Below are 16430 nucleotides of genomic sequence, written 5' to 3' on the forward strand. Positions count from 1 at the left end.
CCATGACCATTCAACAAAAGGCCTTTCCGGTTGCGCCGATCACCGATGCGGAGATTGCCGGGGCGATTGAGATTGCCGTCGCCCAGGTGCGGCGCAACCTGCCGGATTTCACCTTCCGCATGCAGAACCATTCGAGCGTCGACAATTTCTATCCCGCCGTCGACAATGATCAGTGGACCTGCGGTTTCTGGCCGGGCGAGGTCTGGCTTTCCTACGAGTTAACCGGTGACAAGGTGTTCCGCCATGTCGGCCAGATCCATGTGCAGGATTTCCTGCACCGGATCGAGAACCGCATCGCCACCGATCACCACGATATGGGCTTTCTCTATTCGCCGACCTGTATCGCCGCCTACATGCTGGTTGGCGATGAGGATGGCCGCAAGGCGGCGATCATGGCCGCCGATCAGCTGATCGAGCGCTACCAGCCGGTCGGGCGTTTCATTCAGGCCTGGGGCGAGATGGGGGCGGCCGACAATTACCGCTACATCATCGACTGCCTCCTAAACCTGCCGCTGCTCTACTGGGCAAGCCGCGAGACGGGGAACGAGACCTATCGCGACATCGCCCGCATTCACGCGGCAACGACGCTGGCCAATTCCTTCCGTCCGGATGGCTCGACCTTCCATACCTTCTTCATGGATCCGGTTACCGGCGGTCCTGTGCGCGGCGCAACGCAACAGGGCTATCGCGATGACAGCAACTGGGCGCGCGGCCAGGCCTGGGCGATCTACGGGCTGGCGCTCTCCTATCGCCATGATCCGAAGCCTGAATATCTGGAGATGTTCGGCAAGGCGCTCGCCTTCTTCATGACGCGTCTGCCGAAGGACATGGTGCCGTTCTGGGATCAGATCTTCACCGATGGCGATGACGAACCGCGCGATTCATCGTCGGCTGCGATTGTCGCCTGCGGGCTTTGCGAGATGGCCGATATCGTCGGCGGCGCGGCGGCGGAAGAATATCGCGATCTCGCCCGGCGCTTCATGAAGAGCCTCGTTGATATCTATGCCGTGAAGGATCCGAAGATCTCCAACGGCCTGGTGCTGCACGGCACCTATTCGAAGAAAACCCCCTTCAACAACTGCACACCGGAAGGCGTCGATGAATGCGTCTCCTGGGGCGATTACTACTATCTCGAAGCGCTGATGCGCCTGTCGCGCAACTGGTCATCCTACTGGTGAGGGGCGCCGCTATGAGATTTGGGAGGAATGGATAATGTCCGGTATCTCGCTTAAGAAAATCAACAAGACCTATGGCGCGCTCACGGTCGTCCATGACATCGATCTGGAGATCGCCGACAAGGAATTCATCATTCTGGTTGGCCCGTCGGGCTGCGGCAAGTCGACGACCTTGCGTATGATCGCCGGCCTGGAGGAAATCTCCGGCGGTGAGCTTTATATCGGTGAAGACCTTGTCAACGACGTGCCATCGAAAGAGCGCGACATCGCCATGGTGTTCCAGAACTATGCGCTTTATCCGCATATGACGGTCTACAAGAACATGGCCTTCGGCCTGCAGCTGAGAAAAGCGCCGGAAGCCGAGATCGACAAGAAAGTGCGCGAGACGGCCAAGACGCTCGATATCGAGCATCTTTTGAACCGCAAGCCGAAGGCGCTTTCCGGCGGTCAGCGCCAGCGTGTCGCCCTTGGCCGCGCCATGGTGCGCAATCCGGAGGTCTTCCTGCTTGATGAGCCGCTGTCGAACCTCGACGCCAAGCTGCGCGGCTCGATGCGCACAGCGATCACCAAGCTGCACCGCCAGCTCGATTCAACCTTCATCTATGTGACCCATGACCAAGTGGAAGCCATGACCATGGCCGACCGGATCGTGGTAATGAAGGATGGCTATATTCAGCAGGTCGATACGCCGCAGATGCTTTACGACCACCCGATCAACATGTTCGTCGCCGGCTTTATCGGTGCGCCGCAGATGAACATGTTCACGATCACGGTCAAGAAAAACGGCGACGACTGGGTCGGCATCTTCCACGATACCGAATTCCCGCTGGTTCTTGGCGACAAGCATGACCGGCTCACCCCCTATGAGGGGCGCGAAGTGGTGCTCGGCATCCGCCCGGAAAACTTCCACGAGGCCCAGCCCTATGACATCGCTCCGGAACTGACGACGCCGTTTTCGGCGCTGATCGATCTGGCCGAGCCGATGGGATCTGAAATCCACCTCAACATGTCAGCTCATGGCGTCGATCTGATCGCCAAGGTCTCGCCGCGCTGCACCGCGACCGATGGCGAAAATGTCACCCTGATTGCCGATCTCGCCAATCCGCATCTCTTCGACAAGGAAACCGAGAAGTCGATCCTTTACTGATAAGGTCAGCGCAAGGGAGGCGCCGATCATGAACTGGATGACGAACTGGATGATGCGGGAGGGGCCGGGCATTCCCAAGAATGCGCCGAAGAAGAAAGGGCTTGCGCTGTTCTTCTTTGTCCTCTTCCGTGAGGCATGGGACCTGTTCAAGCTCAATGTGATGCTGCTGGTCCTGTCGATCCCGCTCGTCACCATTCCGGCAGCTTTTGCGGCTGCCACCCGGATCACGGTGCTGATGGTTCAGGATGAGAATGTCTATCTCTGGCGTGATTTCTGGCGTGCCTTTCGCCAGTATTTCCGAGCCGCCACGGTTGCGGGGCTCGCCTTTGCTGCCGTGCTCGGCCTGTCCGGCTATGCCGTCTACATCTATGCGCAGATGGCCCGGCACAATCTCGCCTTTGCCATTCCCGTCGCCATCGGTGCCAGCGTCGTGATTGTCACGGCGATGACGGCCTCGGTCTATTTCGTGCTGATGGTGCGCAGTGAAATGCGCGGGGCGCCGCTTCTGAAAGCCGCGCTGATGGCGGTTCTGGCGCGGCCGCTGCCGATCCTTGGCGGTCTGGCCGTCGTTGCGGTCCTCTGGGTCGCCCACATCATTTTCTATCCGGCCTCGGTCTTCATGCCGGTGGTCTTCAACTTTTCCCTGGGCTCGCTGGTGATGACATTCACAGCGTTCAGGGCGAGCGATTTCGCGCTTAGCCTCGCCGGAGTGACGGGGCCCGATCACGGCGCGAATGATCCTGCAACGGCGCAGATGCGCAACTGATCGGAGGAGATATTATGCGTAATATTGTGAAGGCAATGCTTCTGGCCACGGTTGGCCTGATGCCGATCGCCGCCCATGCGGACGATACGACGACCATCAACTGGGCGCTGTGGGACTGGGACGCCACGGCCTATTACCAGCCGCTGATTGATGCTTTTGAAGCCAAATATCCCGATATCAAGGTTGAACATACCGATCTCGGCTCAAGCGACTATACCACCATGCTGATGACCCAGCTTTCCGGTGGGGGCTCCGATCTCGACGTGGTTCAGGTCAAGGATATTCCGAGCTATGCCAATATGGTGCGCACCAATTCGCTGCTGCCGCTCGGCGACGATATCAAGAGCGCCGGGATTGACACTGCGGCCTATGGCGGTCTGATCGAAGCTCTGACAGTGGACGGCAATATCTACGCCCTGCCATTCCGTTCCGACGTCTGGATCCTCTATTACAACAAGGATCTGTTCGATGCTGCCGGGGTCGACTATCCGACCAATGACATGACCTGGTCGGAATTTGCCGACAAGGCCCGCGCGCTTTCCTCCGGCTTCGGTGCCAACAAGACCTATGGTGCGTTGTTCCATACCTGGCGTTCGACGGTTGAACTGCCCTGCATCATGGATGGCCAGCACACGCTGGATGGCGGCTCTTACGACTTCCTGAAGCCCTGCTACGACATGGTTCTGGGCTTGCAGAATGATCAGGCCGTGCCGTCCTACGCGTCGCTGAAGACGACCAATACCCATTATTCCGGTCCGTTCTACAACGGCACGGTTGCCATGCTCCCCATGGGCAGCTGGTTTATCGGCACGCAAATCGCCAAGGTCCAATCGGGTGAATCGCTTGCCAAGAACTGGGGTATTGCCCGCTATCCGCATATGGATGGCGTTGAAGCCGGCACCACGGCGGCAACCATCACCTCCATTGGTGTGGCTGCCAACTCCAAGCATCAGGATGCAGCGTTGAAGTTCGCCAACTTCGTTGCCGGTCCCGAGGGCGCCAAGGTGATGGCTGAAACCGGCACGCTGCCGGCGATTTCGAGTGATGAGGTTCTGGCTGCCATCGCTGCCAAGGACGGCTTCCCGCAGGACGACACGTCCAAGGGCGCGCTCAAGACCGTCAAGAGCTATCTGGAAATGCCGGTCAACCTCAAGGCCGCCGATATCGAAGTCGTGCTCAACCGTGCCCATGACTCGATCATGACCGACAATATTTCGGTCGAAGATGGGCTGAAGGAAATGAATGACGGCGTTCAGCAGGTGCTGAACAAAAACTGATCGATCCTTGTGATCCTTGGTAGCTCCGGCCTTTCGGCCGGGGCTTCTTCCTGCTACAAACCTAATCGTTTCGCATCGCATGTCGAAACGGGGAGGAAATACCGCTGACACGCCGGCCGCAAGGTTCATGGCGTTGTTGCATCGGTCATCCGTTACATGCATTCAGGGAGTTGAGCGATGTCCAGTCTTGGCGAAGAATTTGCCCGTCAATTTGGCGGCGTGCCGTCCTATTACCGCGCGCCGGGTCGGGTGAACCTGATCGGTGAACATACCGATTACAATGACGGTTTCGTCATGCCGGCAGCGCTTGAATATGAGGCAGAGGCCGCCGCCGCGCTCAACGGCACGGACAAAATCCGCCTGTTCTCGCTGAACAATGGCGAAAGCGCCAGTTTCGATCTTTCCGATCCCGCGCCCCAGCCGCTTGGCAACTGGACCGATTATGCCTTTGGTGTTGCCGTGAAGCTGAAAGAAGCTGGCAAACCGATACGGGGCATCGATATTGCCGTTTCCTCATCCGTACCGGTCGGCTCGGGCCTGTCATCATCGGCGGCCTTTGAGGTTGTGACCGGATTTGCGCTGCTGTCGCTGATCGGCGAAGATGTTGACACGGTCGAGCTCGCCAAGATCTGCCAGAAGGCGGAAAATGAATATGTCGGCATGCGCTGCGGCATCATGGACCAGTTCATCTCCTGCAATGGCGTGCATGATCATGCGCTGATGATCGACTGCCGCTCGCTTGCCACCCGTTCCGTGCCGATCGATCCGAAGGCACGCATCGTCGTTGCCAATTCCATGGTCCATCACGCCCTTGCCGGCGGCGAATATAACAAGCGCCGCGAAAGCTGTGAGGAGGGGGTACGCCTTCTGCGTCCCGCCCTTGGTGAAATCGCCGCATTGCGCGATGTGACGATCGAGGATCTGGACGAAAACCGCGACTTTCTGCCGGAGGTGACCTATCGCCGCTGCAGGCATATTATCAGCGAGAACGAACGCGTACTCGATGCCGCTGATGCGCTGGAGCATGGGGATCTGAAGACCTTCGGCCGGTTGATGAATGCGTCGCATGCCTCCATGCGCGATGACTACGAAATCTCCTGCCCGGAGGTCGATATTCTGGTCGAGATCGGCCAGCGGCAGACGGGTGTCTATGGCTCACGCATGACCGGCGGCGGTTTCGGCGGCTGCACGGTCAGCCTTGTCGAGGCCGAACATGTCGATGACTTCATCGAAAATGTTGCGGCTGAATATGAAAAGGCGACCGGGCTGAAGTCGCCGATCTTTGCCTGTGCACCGCAGGCCGGTGTCTCGGTGCTGAACAAGGCCTGAGACGACACCGGAAAGGAAGGAGCATCCCATGAACACCTTCGCCGATCACCCGCACCGCCGCTTCAACCCCTTGACCGGGGAGTGGATCTTGGTCTCGCCGCAACGAGCCAAGCGCCCCTGGCAGGGACAGGTGGAAGATCCCGTGCGTCCCTCCATGCTGGCGCATGATCCCGATTGTTATCTCTGCGCCCGCAATACCCGCATCAATGGCGAGGTAAACCCGGACTACCAGCACACATTTGTGTTCGAGAACGATTTTCCCGCGCTGACCACCGATGCGCCTGACGAGCGTTTCGAAGACGGCCTGCTCCTGGCCGAGGGCGAAAGCGGCATCGGCCGGGTGCTCTGCTTCTCGCCGCGCCATGACCTGACGCTGGCACGCATGGCCGTTGATGACATCGTCCATGTCGTTAATGAATGGGTGGCGCAATATGAAGAGCTGGGGGCGATGGACGACATCACCCATGTGCAGATCTTCGAAAATCGCGGCGCGATGATGGGCTGCTCCAACCCGCATCCGCATGGCCAGATCTGGGCCAGCCGCCACGTTCCGAACGAGCCGGAAAAGGAAGGCCGCAACCAGCTGGCCTATTATGAAAAACATGGCCATCCGCTGCTGCTCGATTATCTTGAACAGGAGCTGAAGCTTGGCGAGCGCATCCTGTTCGAAAACGACACCTTTGTCGTGCTGGTGCCCTATTGGGCGATCTGGCCGTTCGAGACCATGGTGCTGCCAAAGCGGCATATCCGTTCGATGGACGAGATGGAGCCGTCGGAACGCCGGGATCTCGCCGAAGCCCTGTCCAAGGTGACAATTCGCTACGATAACCTGTTCAAGACCTCCTTTCCCTATTCGATGGGCTTCCACCAGCGCCCGACCGATGGTGAAGAGCACGACGAATGGATCCTGCACGCCCATTTCTACCCGCCGCTCCTGAGATCGGCGACGGTGAAGAAATTCATGGTCGGCTTCGAGATGCTGGGCGGACCGCAGCGCGACATCACCGCCGAACAGGCGGCCGAGCGTCTGCGGGCGCTGCCAGAGATCCACTATCTCGCTGAGTAAGACATGTAGGCGCCGGGATGACCGGCGCCGATCCCTGATGATCCTTCATGCCGCCCGGCTCCGGGCAAAAGGTAACATGATGATTGCTGAACCCGATCTCGGCTGGCTCGCCGATCCGCGCGTCTTCGCCGTCAACCGTCTCGATGCTGTTTCCGATCATATCGCCTATCCCGATGCAAAGGCGGCTGAGAGCGGTCTTTCGCTTTTCCGTCAGAGCCTGAACGGTGAATGGGCGTTCAGGGCGGACGCAAAGATCGCCGAACGTCCCGCAGGTTTCCATGCGCGTGATTTTGATGCGAGTGGCTGGGGGCGGATAGAGGTTCCCGGCTATATCCAGCTTCAGGGCCATGGTTACAATCAATATGTGAACACGCAATATCCCTGGGACGGCGTTGCCGATATCCGGCCGCCGGCGATCCCGGAGGATAATCTTGTCGGCTCCTATATCCGTGATTTCACCTTTGCCGGCAAAGCCGATGACGGTCGTGTGGTTCTGACCTTTGATGGTGTCGAGACAGCCTTTTATGTCTGGCTCAACGGAGTCTTTGTCGGCTATGGCGAAGACAGTTTCACGCCGTCGCGGTTTGATATCACCGATCTCGTCGAGAAGGGTGAAAACCGGCTGGCTGTGCAGGTGTTTCAGCGCTCCTCCGCCAGCTGGATCGAGGATCAGGATTTCTGGCGTCTGACCGGTATTTTCCGCGAGGTCTGGATCGAAAACCAGCCCGCTCTGCATCTTGATGACCTTTTCGTCACCACCGATCTCACGGATGATTTTTCTGCCGCAACGCTGAAGCTGCGGCTGAAGCTTGCCGGGGCTTCAGGTGTTGTTACCGTCGCGCTTGCCGATGCGACCGGCAATGTGGTGGTTGCGCCTGAGGATTTTGCGGCTGCATCCGAAATGGATCTTGCCTTTGCCATTGACCAGCCGGCTCTTTGGAGCGCCGAAGTGCCGAACCTCTACCGGCTGGTGATCACGCTGAAGGACAAGGCGGGCCGTGTCAGCGAAGTCGTGCCGCAAGCCGTCGGCTTCCGCCGTTTCGAGATGATCGACAAGATCATGCATCTGAACGGCAAGCGCATCATCTTCAACGGCATCAACCGCCACGATTTCGATGCCTATCGCGGCCGTGCGGTGACCTATGAGCAGATGCTGTGGGACGTGAAATTCTTCAAGGCGCATAACATCAATGCCGTTCGGACCTGTCATTATCCCAATCAGTCGGTCTTCTACCGGCTTTGCGATGAATATGGGCTCTACCTGATCGACGAGACCAATCTGGAAAGCCACGGCTCCTGGCAGAAGGATGGCAAGGTGCTGCCGGACTGGGTGGTGCCGGATGGGCTGCCGGAATGGCGCGACTGCGTGCTTGACCGGGCGAAATCCATGCTCGAGCGTGACAAGAACCACGCCTCGATCCTGATCTGGTCCTGCGGCAATGAAAGCTTCGGCGGCAAGACGCTCTATGAGATGTCGGAGTTCTTCCGCTCGCGCGATCCCTCGCGCCTCGTCCATTACGAGGGCGTGTTCCAGGATCGTCGCTATAACGATACCTCCGATATGGAAAGCCGGATGTATGCCAAGCCGCAGGAGGTTGAGGCCTTTTTGCAGGATGATCCGCAAAAGCCCTTCATCCTCTGCGAATACATGCATGCCATGGGCAATTCCTGTGGCGGCATGCATCTCTACACCGATCTCGTCGACAAGTATGAACTCTATCAGGGCGGCTTCATCTGGGATTATATCGACCAGGCGATCGCGGTTACCGGTGAGGATGGCAAGCCGTTGCTCGCCTATGGCGGCGATTTCGGCGACCGGCCGTCGGATTACGAATTCTGCGCTGACGGCATCGTCACCGCTTTCCGTGAACTGACGCCGAAGGTGCAGGAGGTCAAATACCTCTATCAAAATGCCGATCTGACGCCGGAGGCCGGCGGCGTGACGATCCGCAACAAGAACCTGTTTGTTTCGACGGCAGATTTTGCGCTGCGCTACACGCTGATGCGCGATGGCGTGGTGGTCTTCACGGGGGCGACCGTTGTTGATATCGCGCCCGGTGAGACAGCTTTCGTGCCGCTGTCGCTTCCCGACAGGACGCAGCCCGGCGAATATGTGCTGCAGACAGCACTCTGCCTGAAAGCCGATACACTCTGGGCCGGTGCCGGCCATGAGGTTGCCTTTGGCGAAGCGGTCCTGTCCGGTGCGCTCGCCGCAAAGTCTGGCGCCAGAGCGGGCGCCAATCTGCGCGTTATCCGTGGCGATCTCAATCTCGGCGTTCAGGCTCCGGGCTTCACCGCGATGTTTGCCCAGGTCTATGGCGGGCTTTCCTCGCTGACAGTCGGAACGCTGGAATTCATCCGCCGCCCGCCGCGCCTGACCTTCTGGCGCGCCATGACGGATAATGATCGCGGCCGCAAGCATGGTTTCGAACTGGGCGTATGGCAGACGGCAACGCTTTATCAGAAGATTGCCGCTGTCGAGATCGATGCCGAGGCCAATGAGCCGACGGTGACCTACCGTTTCGCACTGCCTGGCCTTCCTGTTGAACCGAGCGTGACATACCGTGTCGGCCGCGACGGGTTGGTCCATGTCGAGGCGCATTATCCGGGCGCTGAAGGCCTGCCGGAATTGCCGATCTTCGGCCTGCAATTCACCATGGACAAGAGCTTCGACCGGTTCCGCTATTATGGTCTCGGCCCGGAGGAAAATTATGCCGACCGCGCCAAAGGCGCACGGCTCGGCATTTTTGAAAAGCGCGTTGCCGATAATCTTCCTGCCTATCTGGTGCCGCAGGAGGCGGGCAACCGCATGGGCGTTCGCTTCGCCGAAGTTCTGGATGCAAGGGGCAGGGGGCTGAGATTTGCAACGGAGGCCGAGCCCTTCGAATTCAATGCTTTGCATTATGCGCCGATGGAACTGGAAAATGCGTTGCGTGTCGAAGAACTTCCGCCGGTCTATCGCACGGTTGTGACGGTTGCGGCAAAACAGATGGGTGTCGGTGGCGATGACAGCTGGGGCGCGCCGGTACATCCGCCCTATCGGGTGTCTTCACAGGCACCGCTTTCCATTGCATTCTCGCTCGCGCCGACGGGGATTTCGGCGGATTGAGAGCGCAGCAATTTGTTTTTTGATTATCGGCGCTCGGCTAAATGCATGAGATGCCGGAAAGGAGTTGAGAAATGGCCATTCTGGTAACGGGCGGTGCCGGCTATGTCGGTTCACACATGTCACATGCGCTGGTGGATCGCGGCGAAAAGGTCGTGGTGATCGATGACCTTTCAACCGGTCACAAGGAACTGGTTCCCGAGGCGGCCAAGCTGGTTCAGGGCGATATTGCTGACAAAAAGCTGATTGCGAAACTGATTGCCGATGAAGGCATTGTGGCGATCGCCCATTTTGCCGGATCTATTGTCGTGTCGGATTCGGTCTCCGATCCGCTGACCTATTACGAGAACAACACCGTCCGATCGCGGGCGCTGATCGAGGCGGCTGTCGAGGCCAAGATCCAGGCTTTTCTGTTTTCTTCCACGGCAGCTGTCTACGGCGAACCGGGGGCGGATATCCTTGATGAGGGGCAGAACCTGCAGCCGGTCTCGCCCTATGGCTGGTCGAAGCTGATGACCGAAGTCATGCTGCGCGACAGTGCAACGGCCTATGGGCTGAAATATGCGGCGCTCCGCTATTTCAACGTCGCTGGCGCGGACCCGAAAGGCCGCACCGGTGAAACCCGCGAACATGCGACCCATCTGATCGAGATCGCCGCGCAGGCCGCGACCGGCCGGCGCAATCGCATGCAGATTTTCGGGACGGATTACCCGACCCCGGATGGCACCTGCCTGCGCGATTATATTCACGTCACCGATCTGATCGATGCGCATGTGAAGGCGCTGATGCATCTTCTCAATGGCGGCGAGAATTTCGTCGCCAATTGCGGCTATGGTCACGGTTTCTCCGTGCTGGAAGTGGTCAATGCGATCAAGCGTGTTTCCGGTGTCGATTTCCGCGTTGATCTCGCCGAACGCCGCGCGGGCGATCCGCCATCACTGGTCGCGGATAGTTCTCGGGTGCGTGCGCTGCTCGGCTGGGAGCCGCAATATGACGACCTCGATACGATCGTCAAACATGCGCTTGCCTGGGAGGACCAACTGGTCAAAGGCCGCGTCAAGCTCTAAGCGGCGGCTACAGCATCGGCCCGAAAATCGGAATCGACTTTCGGAAAGCACGATGCGCGGCACTCTACGGATTGCAGGCCCGGCCTATGCCGGGCCTGTCGTCATTGGCGGGGCTGTTCCTGTTGACATGTCCGTCGCGCCGCAGTGGCAGAGCCTCTTCGGTTTTCTCCCGGTGTTGTCACGGGCTGAGCGTGGATTGTGTTCTATTTCTGTCGTCTCGATGCGTGTTTGCGGCGATGCAGAATTGAACCCGGCGGGTAGTGACCCTATCTGAAAAGCGGGCATGGTACGGCAATCGCCGGTACATGCGTCAAGGGGCGGATCAAGGAGTGGGCCATGCCGGAATTTCTCAAAGATGCGATGAAACGGGTGGTCGCTTTTTTTCGGCGTATCGGTGCGCTTCTGGTCGCGGCCGTGGTCTGGCCCTTCGGGGCGGCAGGTGGTGCCTCCGGGCGGCGTGGCCTGATCATCAAGTCTGGACTCGGTGTTTTTGTGCTGGTACTGGTGCTGTTTTATGGCACATTCTTCTGGCGAACCGAGATCTGGTATGGCTTCAACCCCGATTATGTTGATGGCTATCAGCTCAGTGAGCGCACAGCGCCCGCCGGTGCCAGTCTGCCAGCCTCCGGCGATGGTGCCGCCGCCAGCTGCCAGTCATCCGCCCTCGTCAGCGTGCTTGCCGATCTGGTGGATATGAATGTCAATCAGAACAGTTGGATCTCCTCCACACTTGCCTATCGGATGGGTTTTTTCGGGCTCAACTGGGACAAGACGCCATTTTTCGACAACAAGGCGGCTTTTCAGCGTGGCGTCAATCAGGCGGTCCGGCGCTCAACGGTTGAACTGGTCGATACACTCGGACGCGTGCGCGGCACATCAGGTGTCGACAACAACCTCCAGGATGCGCGCGGCAATCTGCAATATGATGAATATTCCTGGTATTTCGGCCTGCATCCCTTCGGGTTCAAAACCCCGACGCCAAGCTTTTATCGTTCGGCGGTCAAGAGCCTTGATCGCTTCAATACTGAACTTTCCGGCTGTAACACGGTGTTTGATGCGCGCGCCGACAATCTGAGCCAGTTTGTTGACCGCATCGCCAATGACCTTGGCGGAACCTCGGCAATTTTGCGCGAGCGCTCCGAAAACCACAATGGCGGCTGGTTCGATACCAGGGCCGATGACCGTTTCTGGTTCGCTTATGGCCAGCTCTACGGCTATTACGGCATTCTCGCTGCAACGGGTGCCGACTTTTCACAGGTGATCGCGCAGCGTGATCTGACGGCCTTGTGGAGCGAAACCCTGGATCAGTTCCGTGCAGCGCTTGCCATTCAGCCTGCGATCATTTCCAACGGCCGGGAAGATGGCTGGATCATGCCGACGCATCTGGCAACCATGGGCTTTTATATCCTGAGGGTGCGCTCGAATCTCGTCGAGATCCGCGCTGTGCTGGACCGGTAGAAATGTCTTATCGGATCAGTCCACAGCGAATAGCCTTTGCCACCATCTGCACGCGATTGACGCAGTCTAGCTTGCGGATGGCGTTGCCGAGATAGGCATTGATCGTATGTTCGGAAAGGCCGAGGATCTGGCCGATCTCGGCCGAGGTCTTGCCCTCGGCGGTCCAGCTGGCGACCTCCGTTTCGCGCGCAGATAGCGGTTGCGAGCAATCAAAACCTTCATGACGCAAGCGTTCGAAGGACGAAAAGACCTTCAGCGCGACCATGCCAAGTTCATTAAGCTCTGACTGCGCCAGCTCCAGGCGATTGCCGACGAAATAAAGTCCCAGCCGTCCGTGATCGAGTGCGGTGAAAGTGAAGCCCATCCCCATGGTAATGCCGAATGCGGACAGGAGCCGGGCGTAATAACCGGCTGCCGGAGAAAGCTGGTCGCCATTCTGTGACAAGCGCCACTGCACCGGCATGAGCGAGGGCTGTGACGTGCGTGCGATCGCCGAATGTGCGAGCAGGTTGCGGCGGTCATAGGCTGAGAGAAACGCATCCGGAATTGAGGTGAGGTGAATGAAGGGCGCAAGCCGGCTTGCATTGGGTGTCGGCAAGTCCAGAAGACAGTAATGGCTGAAGCCGAATGCAGTCGTCACCGTCGTAATGATATCGGCAAATTCATCCATATTCTGGCTCGCGCGAAGCCTGGCCTGAAGCCGGGGCTGGCGCTCTGTTTCTGGCATGGTCATTTCAGGACTGGAACGCTTTCCTGCCATCTGGCAGAATCATATGTTAGAGCTGTCATGCTATAAATTCCAAAAGTATGAATCTGACGTTTCGAATTATAGTTTTGCGAAAATCATTTCCCCGTCATTGCAGCTTTTCCCCTGTTCCGCGCAAAATATCGCTGAACCGCATTCAAACGGGGTTTGATGCCGCCTCCGGCATGATCAAAATAAGCGTGCTGATTTCAAATCATCACAACTTATTCGAATTTGACGATTGATGAGCGTGAAAATCAAGTTCGAACGCGTTGAAATTCACTCTTTCTTGCACAGACCTGCCCGCAAGCGCGCCGGACGATACCCGCCAGGCGCCAGATGCTCTCGGCGCGACAAGCTGTCGGCCGTCGCGATCGGTCGGTCAGAATGCCTCTCCACGAAAACTTGACTAAAAGATGACAGAAATCAGGTTTACATATATTGACAAAAATACTCATGTTTTTTAACGCCATTCATACAGAGATTGTTCCGGCCCTCAGAAAGGCGCCGGTGTTCAGCCAAGCCAGCCAGATAGGGGGCTTCCCTTCCAGCCAGCCAGGCGCTTTTCAAAGCGAAGGATTTGGTGATGCGAATGGGGACATTTCGTAAGGCCTTTTTGGGTGCCACGGCACTCGCAACGCTCATGACGGCAATGCCGGCCTGGTCTCAGGACAGTACGGCCACGGGCACGGATGCTGACGGCGACTTCACTGTGCTTGAACCCGTCACGGTGACGACAACGTCGGCAAACAATGGTGATGCCAGCGGTGTTGCCGATACGCCTCTGGCCGTCGATGTCACGGCTGCAGAGCTTGACCGTTATGAGATCCAGTCGGTTGATGATCTGGGCAATATGCTGATTCCCGGCGTTGCCTTTGCCGGCGATGAGGGGGGATCTATCAACATTCGCGGTCTTCAGGGACCGCGCGTTCTGACAACAATTGACGGCATTCCGATTCCCTATCTTGATCCCGGCGCGCGTTCCGGTTCCGGCGGTGGCGTCGACAGCTTTGATTTCAATGCGGTCGCCAATGTCGATATCGTGCGCGGCTCCGATTCCAGCCGCGCCGGAAGCGGCGCCATGGGGGGCGCGATGGTGCTTTCCACGCTTCAGCCGGAAGACCTGCTGGAACCCGGCAAGAGCTGGGGCGGACGGTTGAAGATGACCTATGACAGCGCCGATCGCTCGCTGAAGACTGACGCCGCCATTGCCGCTCAGGGCAAGCAGGGCACTTCAATCCTGTTCCAGGGTATCTATACGACCGGTCATGAGACGGAAAATCAGGGCACCGTCGGCGGAACAGGCGCGACGCGCTCCGAGGCCAATCCGGCCAATTATGACGAGGATAACTTCCTCTTCAAGCTGAAGCAGCAGGTTGACGATGCCACGACCATCGGTCTGACCTTTGAGCGCTATGATTACGACAATGACATCGATCTAATGACAGCGCAGGGCTCGACCTACAAGCCCGGCGACTGGAACGGATCGGAGGACAGCCATCGTGACCGCGTCTCGCTCGATTATTCCTACGATGCCTTTTCCACCGATGGCTGGATTGATGCGGCCTGGGCCACGCTGTACTGGCAGCGTAACCAGCGCATCAGCGGCACGGGCGGCACCCGTCTGACATCGCCGGCCGGTGCCTATGGCCGCCAGTCGAAGATCACGGAAAATGATTTCGGCTTCAATGGCTGGGCGGAAAACACCATTGATGCAGGCAATTTCCAGCATAACATTACGGTCGGCGGTTCCTTCAATTACGCCAACACCCAGCAATATTCATCCGGCTATGACAGCTGCGATGTCACCTATTCCTATGCCTGCAATTACTACCACAACAATCAGGCTGATACGCCGGAGGTGGATTCCTACGACCTCGGTCTCTTTGCGCAGGATGAGATCGTCTTCGGTGACAGCGGCTTCGCACTGACGCCCGGCGTCCGCCTCGACGCTTACTGGCGCGAACCGCAGGATACCGCAGCCTACGAAAACAACCCGATGTACGAGACCTATGGCATGCCCAGCGCGCAGAACGGCGTCCATGTCTCTCCGAAGCTTCTGGCAACCTATGATCTGACACCGGACGTCCAGCTCTACGGCCAGTTCTCCACCGCCTTCCGCGCGCCGACCACGCCGGAACTCTATATGGCCTATGGTTCGCCGGGCAGCTATCTGTCGATCGGCAATCCGGACCTGAAGCCGGAAACCAGCTGGGGCTTCGAGCTGGGATCGAATTTCGGCGACGATCTGTTCGGTGGCCGGATCTCGGCCTTCTACAACCGCTACCACAATTTCATCGATACCGAGACGCTCTCTGACAGCGAGATCTCCGCGCTCGGCCTGGATCCCTCGGATTACATGTTCGTCTATCAGAATGTGAATATCGAGAATGTTCAGATTGCCGGTCTTGAGCTCTCGGCGCAGAAGCAGTTCGAAAATGACTTCAGTGTCCGCTCGTCGCTGGCCTTTGCGCGTGGCTGGAACATGGAAACCAATGAGTTCCTGTCTTCGGTCGCGCCGCTGAAGGCCATTCTCGGTGGCGGCTATAATAACGAGACCTGGGGCGCCAATGCCAATTGGGTGCTGCAGGCCGCCGTGTCGGAGCACTCCGATGCCAGCTATGCCTGGCCGGGTTATGGCGTTGTTGATCTGACCGCCTGGTGGGCACCGGAACAGCTCAATGGTTTCAAGATTCAGGCCGGCGTCTTCAACGTGTTTGACCAGACCTATTACGATTCGCTCGACTGGCAGGAGACGACGCTGACCCAGCCCAAGACCTATTATTCAGAGACGGGCCGCTCCTTCCGCATCACCCTGACGCAAACCTTCTGAGGACGCTCGCAATGGCTTTGAACGAAGGGCGGCTCCGGCCGCCCTTCAGATTGCTGGCAAAGTCGTTCAGATTGCCTGCTCGGGGTGGAATGGCCGCCCCCTCCGTCGTCATCCCCGTGCTCGTCACGGGGATCCATACTCTTAAGGATTTGAATAAGGAGAACCTTTCGCCGCGCGGACGCGCGTCGGCTGGATGCCTGTGACAAGCACAGGCATGACGTTAGAGAAGGGGCTAGGCTTTGCCAGCAGCCTGAGGGCGGCTCCGGCCGCTCTTTTTCATTCACCAAAGCCATTCTATTTGGTCTTGCCACGTCTGAAAGGCTGAGGTACAAAACGCCCATGATGACAAACGCGAACATTGCAAAGTGGTGGTGGGTACGCTAGAGCGGCCACGATCACGCATGTCGATTTGATCAGGATAAGCCGCCCAAGAACTGAGGCGGCTTTTTTGTATTTCGGGC

At 58.2% G+C, this 16430-nt stretch carries 11 protein-coding genes; 10 read left to right on the forward strand and 1 reads right to left on the reverse strand.

From position 1 onward, the window contains the following. Positions 1-2 precede the first annotated feature (2 nt). The 9 genes from FJU08_RS08045 (at position 3) to FJU08_RS08085 (ending at position 12391) form a co-directional block, all read left to right on the forward strand. Entirely contained in the window at positions 3-1178 is a 1176-nt protein-coding gene (locus tag FJU08_RS08045) for a glycoside hydrolase family 88 protein (protein WP_141148456.1), read from the forward strand. Between the two features lie 34 nt (positions 1179-1212). Continuing rightward, positions 1213-2322, forward strand: a complete 1110-nt coding sequence (locus tag FJU08_RS08050; RefSeq protein ID WP_141148457.1) for an ABC transporter ATP-binding protein — start codon at positions 1213-1215, stop codon at positions 2320-2322. A 28-nt stretch (positions 2323-2350) separates the two neighbouring features. Next, positions 2351-3088, forward strand: a complete 738-nt coding sequence (locus tag FJU08_RS08055; protein WP_141148458.1) for a DUF624 domain-containing protein — start codon at positions 2351-2353, stop codon at positions 3086-3088. A 14-nt stretch (positions 3089-3102) separates the two neighbouring features. Further along, positions 3103-4365, forward strand: coding sequence for an ABC transporter substrate-binding protein (locus tag FJU08_RS08060; RefSeq protein ID WP_141148459.1), 1263 nt, complete (start codon positions 3103-3105; stop codon positions 4363-4365). 177 nt (positions 4366-4542) lie between these two features. Then, positions 4543-5694, forward strand: coding sequence for a galactokinase (galK, locus tag FJU08_RS08065; RefSeq protein WP_141148460.1), 1152 nt, complete (start codon positions 4543-4545; stop codon positions 5692-5694). A 28-nt stretch (positions 5695-5722) separates the two neighbouring features. Beyond that, on the forward strand, positions 5723-6760 hold the full coding sequence (locus FJU08_RS08070; protein WP_141148461.1) for a UDP-glucose--hexose-1-phosphate uridylyltransferase: 1038 nt from the start codon (positions 5723-5725) through the stop codon (positions 6758-6760). A 79-nt stretch (positions 6761-6839) separates the two neighbouring features. Then, positions 6840-9869, forward strand: a complete 3030-nt coding sequence (gene lacZ, locus FJU08_RS08075) for a beta-galactosidase, LacZ type (protein WP_210245212.1) — start codon at positions 6840-6842, stop codon at positions 9867-9869. A 71-nt stretch (positions 9870-9940) separates the two neighbouring features. After that, positions 9941-10933 carry a UDP-glucose 4-epimerase GalE gene (gene galE, locus FJU08_RS08080; RefSeq protein WP_141148463.1) on the forward strand — a complete coding sequence of 331 codons (993 nt, stop codon included), beginning with the start codon at positions 9941-9943 and terminating at the stop codon, positions 10931-10933. 336 nt (positions 10934-11269) lie between these two features. After that, positions 11270-12391, forward strand: a complete 1122-nt coding sequence (locus FJU08_RS08085) for a DUF2333 family protein (protein WP_141148464.1) — start codon at positions 11270-11272, stop codon at positions 12389-12391. A gap of 7 nt (positions 12392-12398) precedes the next feature. Here FJU08_RS08085 and FJU08_RS08090 read toward each other — a convergent pair whose 3' ends face one another. Further along, positions 12399-13118: a helix-turn-helix transcriptional regulator gene (locus FJU08_RS08090; RefSeq protein WP_181409782.1), complete on the reverse strand. Its 720-nt coding sequence runs from the start codon at positions 13116-13118 to the stop codon at positions 12399-12401. A 610-nt stretch (positions 13119-13728) separates the two neighbouring features. Here FJU08_RS08090 and FJU08_RS08095 point away from each other — a divergent pair. After that, a complete protein-coding gene (locus FJU08_RS08095; RefSeq protein WP_235890630.1) occupies positions 13729-15969 on the forward strand; it encodes a TonB-dependent hemoglobin/transferrin/lactoferrin family receptor in 2241 nt (746 codons plus the stop codon). The last annotated feature ends 461 nt before the right edge of the window (positions 15970-16430 follow it).

The organism is Martelella alba (assembly GCF_006516955.1).
Classification (GTDB): domain Bacteria; phylum Pseudomonadota; class Alphaproteobacteria; order Rhizobiales; family Rhizobiaceae; genus Martelella; species Martelella alba.

What these genes read in the sequence shown, in the direction of transcription:
- FJU08_RS08070 (WP_141148461.1), top strand. Translation starts at nt 5,723, where the DNA reads ATGAACACCTTCGCCGATCACCCGCACCGCCGCTTCAACCCCTTGACC.
- FJU08_RS08060 (WP_141148459.1), top strand. Translation starts at nt 3,103, where the DNA reads ATGCGTAATATTGTGAAGGCAATGCTTCTGGCCACGGTTGGCCTGATG.
- FJU08_RS08050 (WP_141148457.1), top strand. Translation starts at nt 1,213, where the DNA reads ATGTCCGGTATCTCGCTTAAGAAAATCAACAAGACCTATGGCGCGCTC.
- lacZ (WP_210245212.1), top strand. Translation starts at nt 6,840, where the DNA reads ATGATTGCTGAACCCGATCTCGGCTGGCTCGCCGATCCGCGCGTCTTC.
- FJU08_RS08045 (WP_141148456.1), top strand. Translation starts at nt 3, where the DNA reads ATGACCATTCAACAAAAGGCCTTTCCGGTTGCGCCGATCACCGATGCG.
- galK (WP_141148460.1), top strand. Translation starts at nt 4,543, where the DNA reads ATGTCCAGTCTTGGCGAAGAATTTGCCCGTCAATTTGGCGGCGTGCCG.
- FJU08_RS08085 (WP_141148464.1), top strand. Translation starts at nt 11,270, where the DNA reads ATGCCGGAATTTCTCAAAGATGCGATGAAACGGGTGGTCGCTTTTTTT.
- FJU08_RS08055 (WP_141148458.1), top strand. Translation starts at nt 2,351, where the DNA reads ATGAACTGGATGACGAACTGGATGATGCGGGAGGGGCCGGGCATTCCC.
- FJU08_RS08090 (WP_181409782.1), bottom strand. Translation starts at nt 13,118, where the DNA reads ATGCCAGAAACAGAGCGCCAGCCCCGGCTTCAGGCCAGGCTTCGCGCG.
- galE (WP_141148463.1), top strand. Translation starts at nt 9,941, where the DNA reads ATGGCCATTCTGGTAACGGGCGGTGCCGGCTATGTCGGTTCACACATG.
- FJU08_RS08095 (WP_235890630.1), top strand. Translation starts at nt 13,729, where the DNA reads ATGGGGACATTTCGTAAGGCCTTTTTGGGTGCCACGGCACTCGCAACG.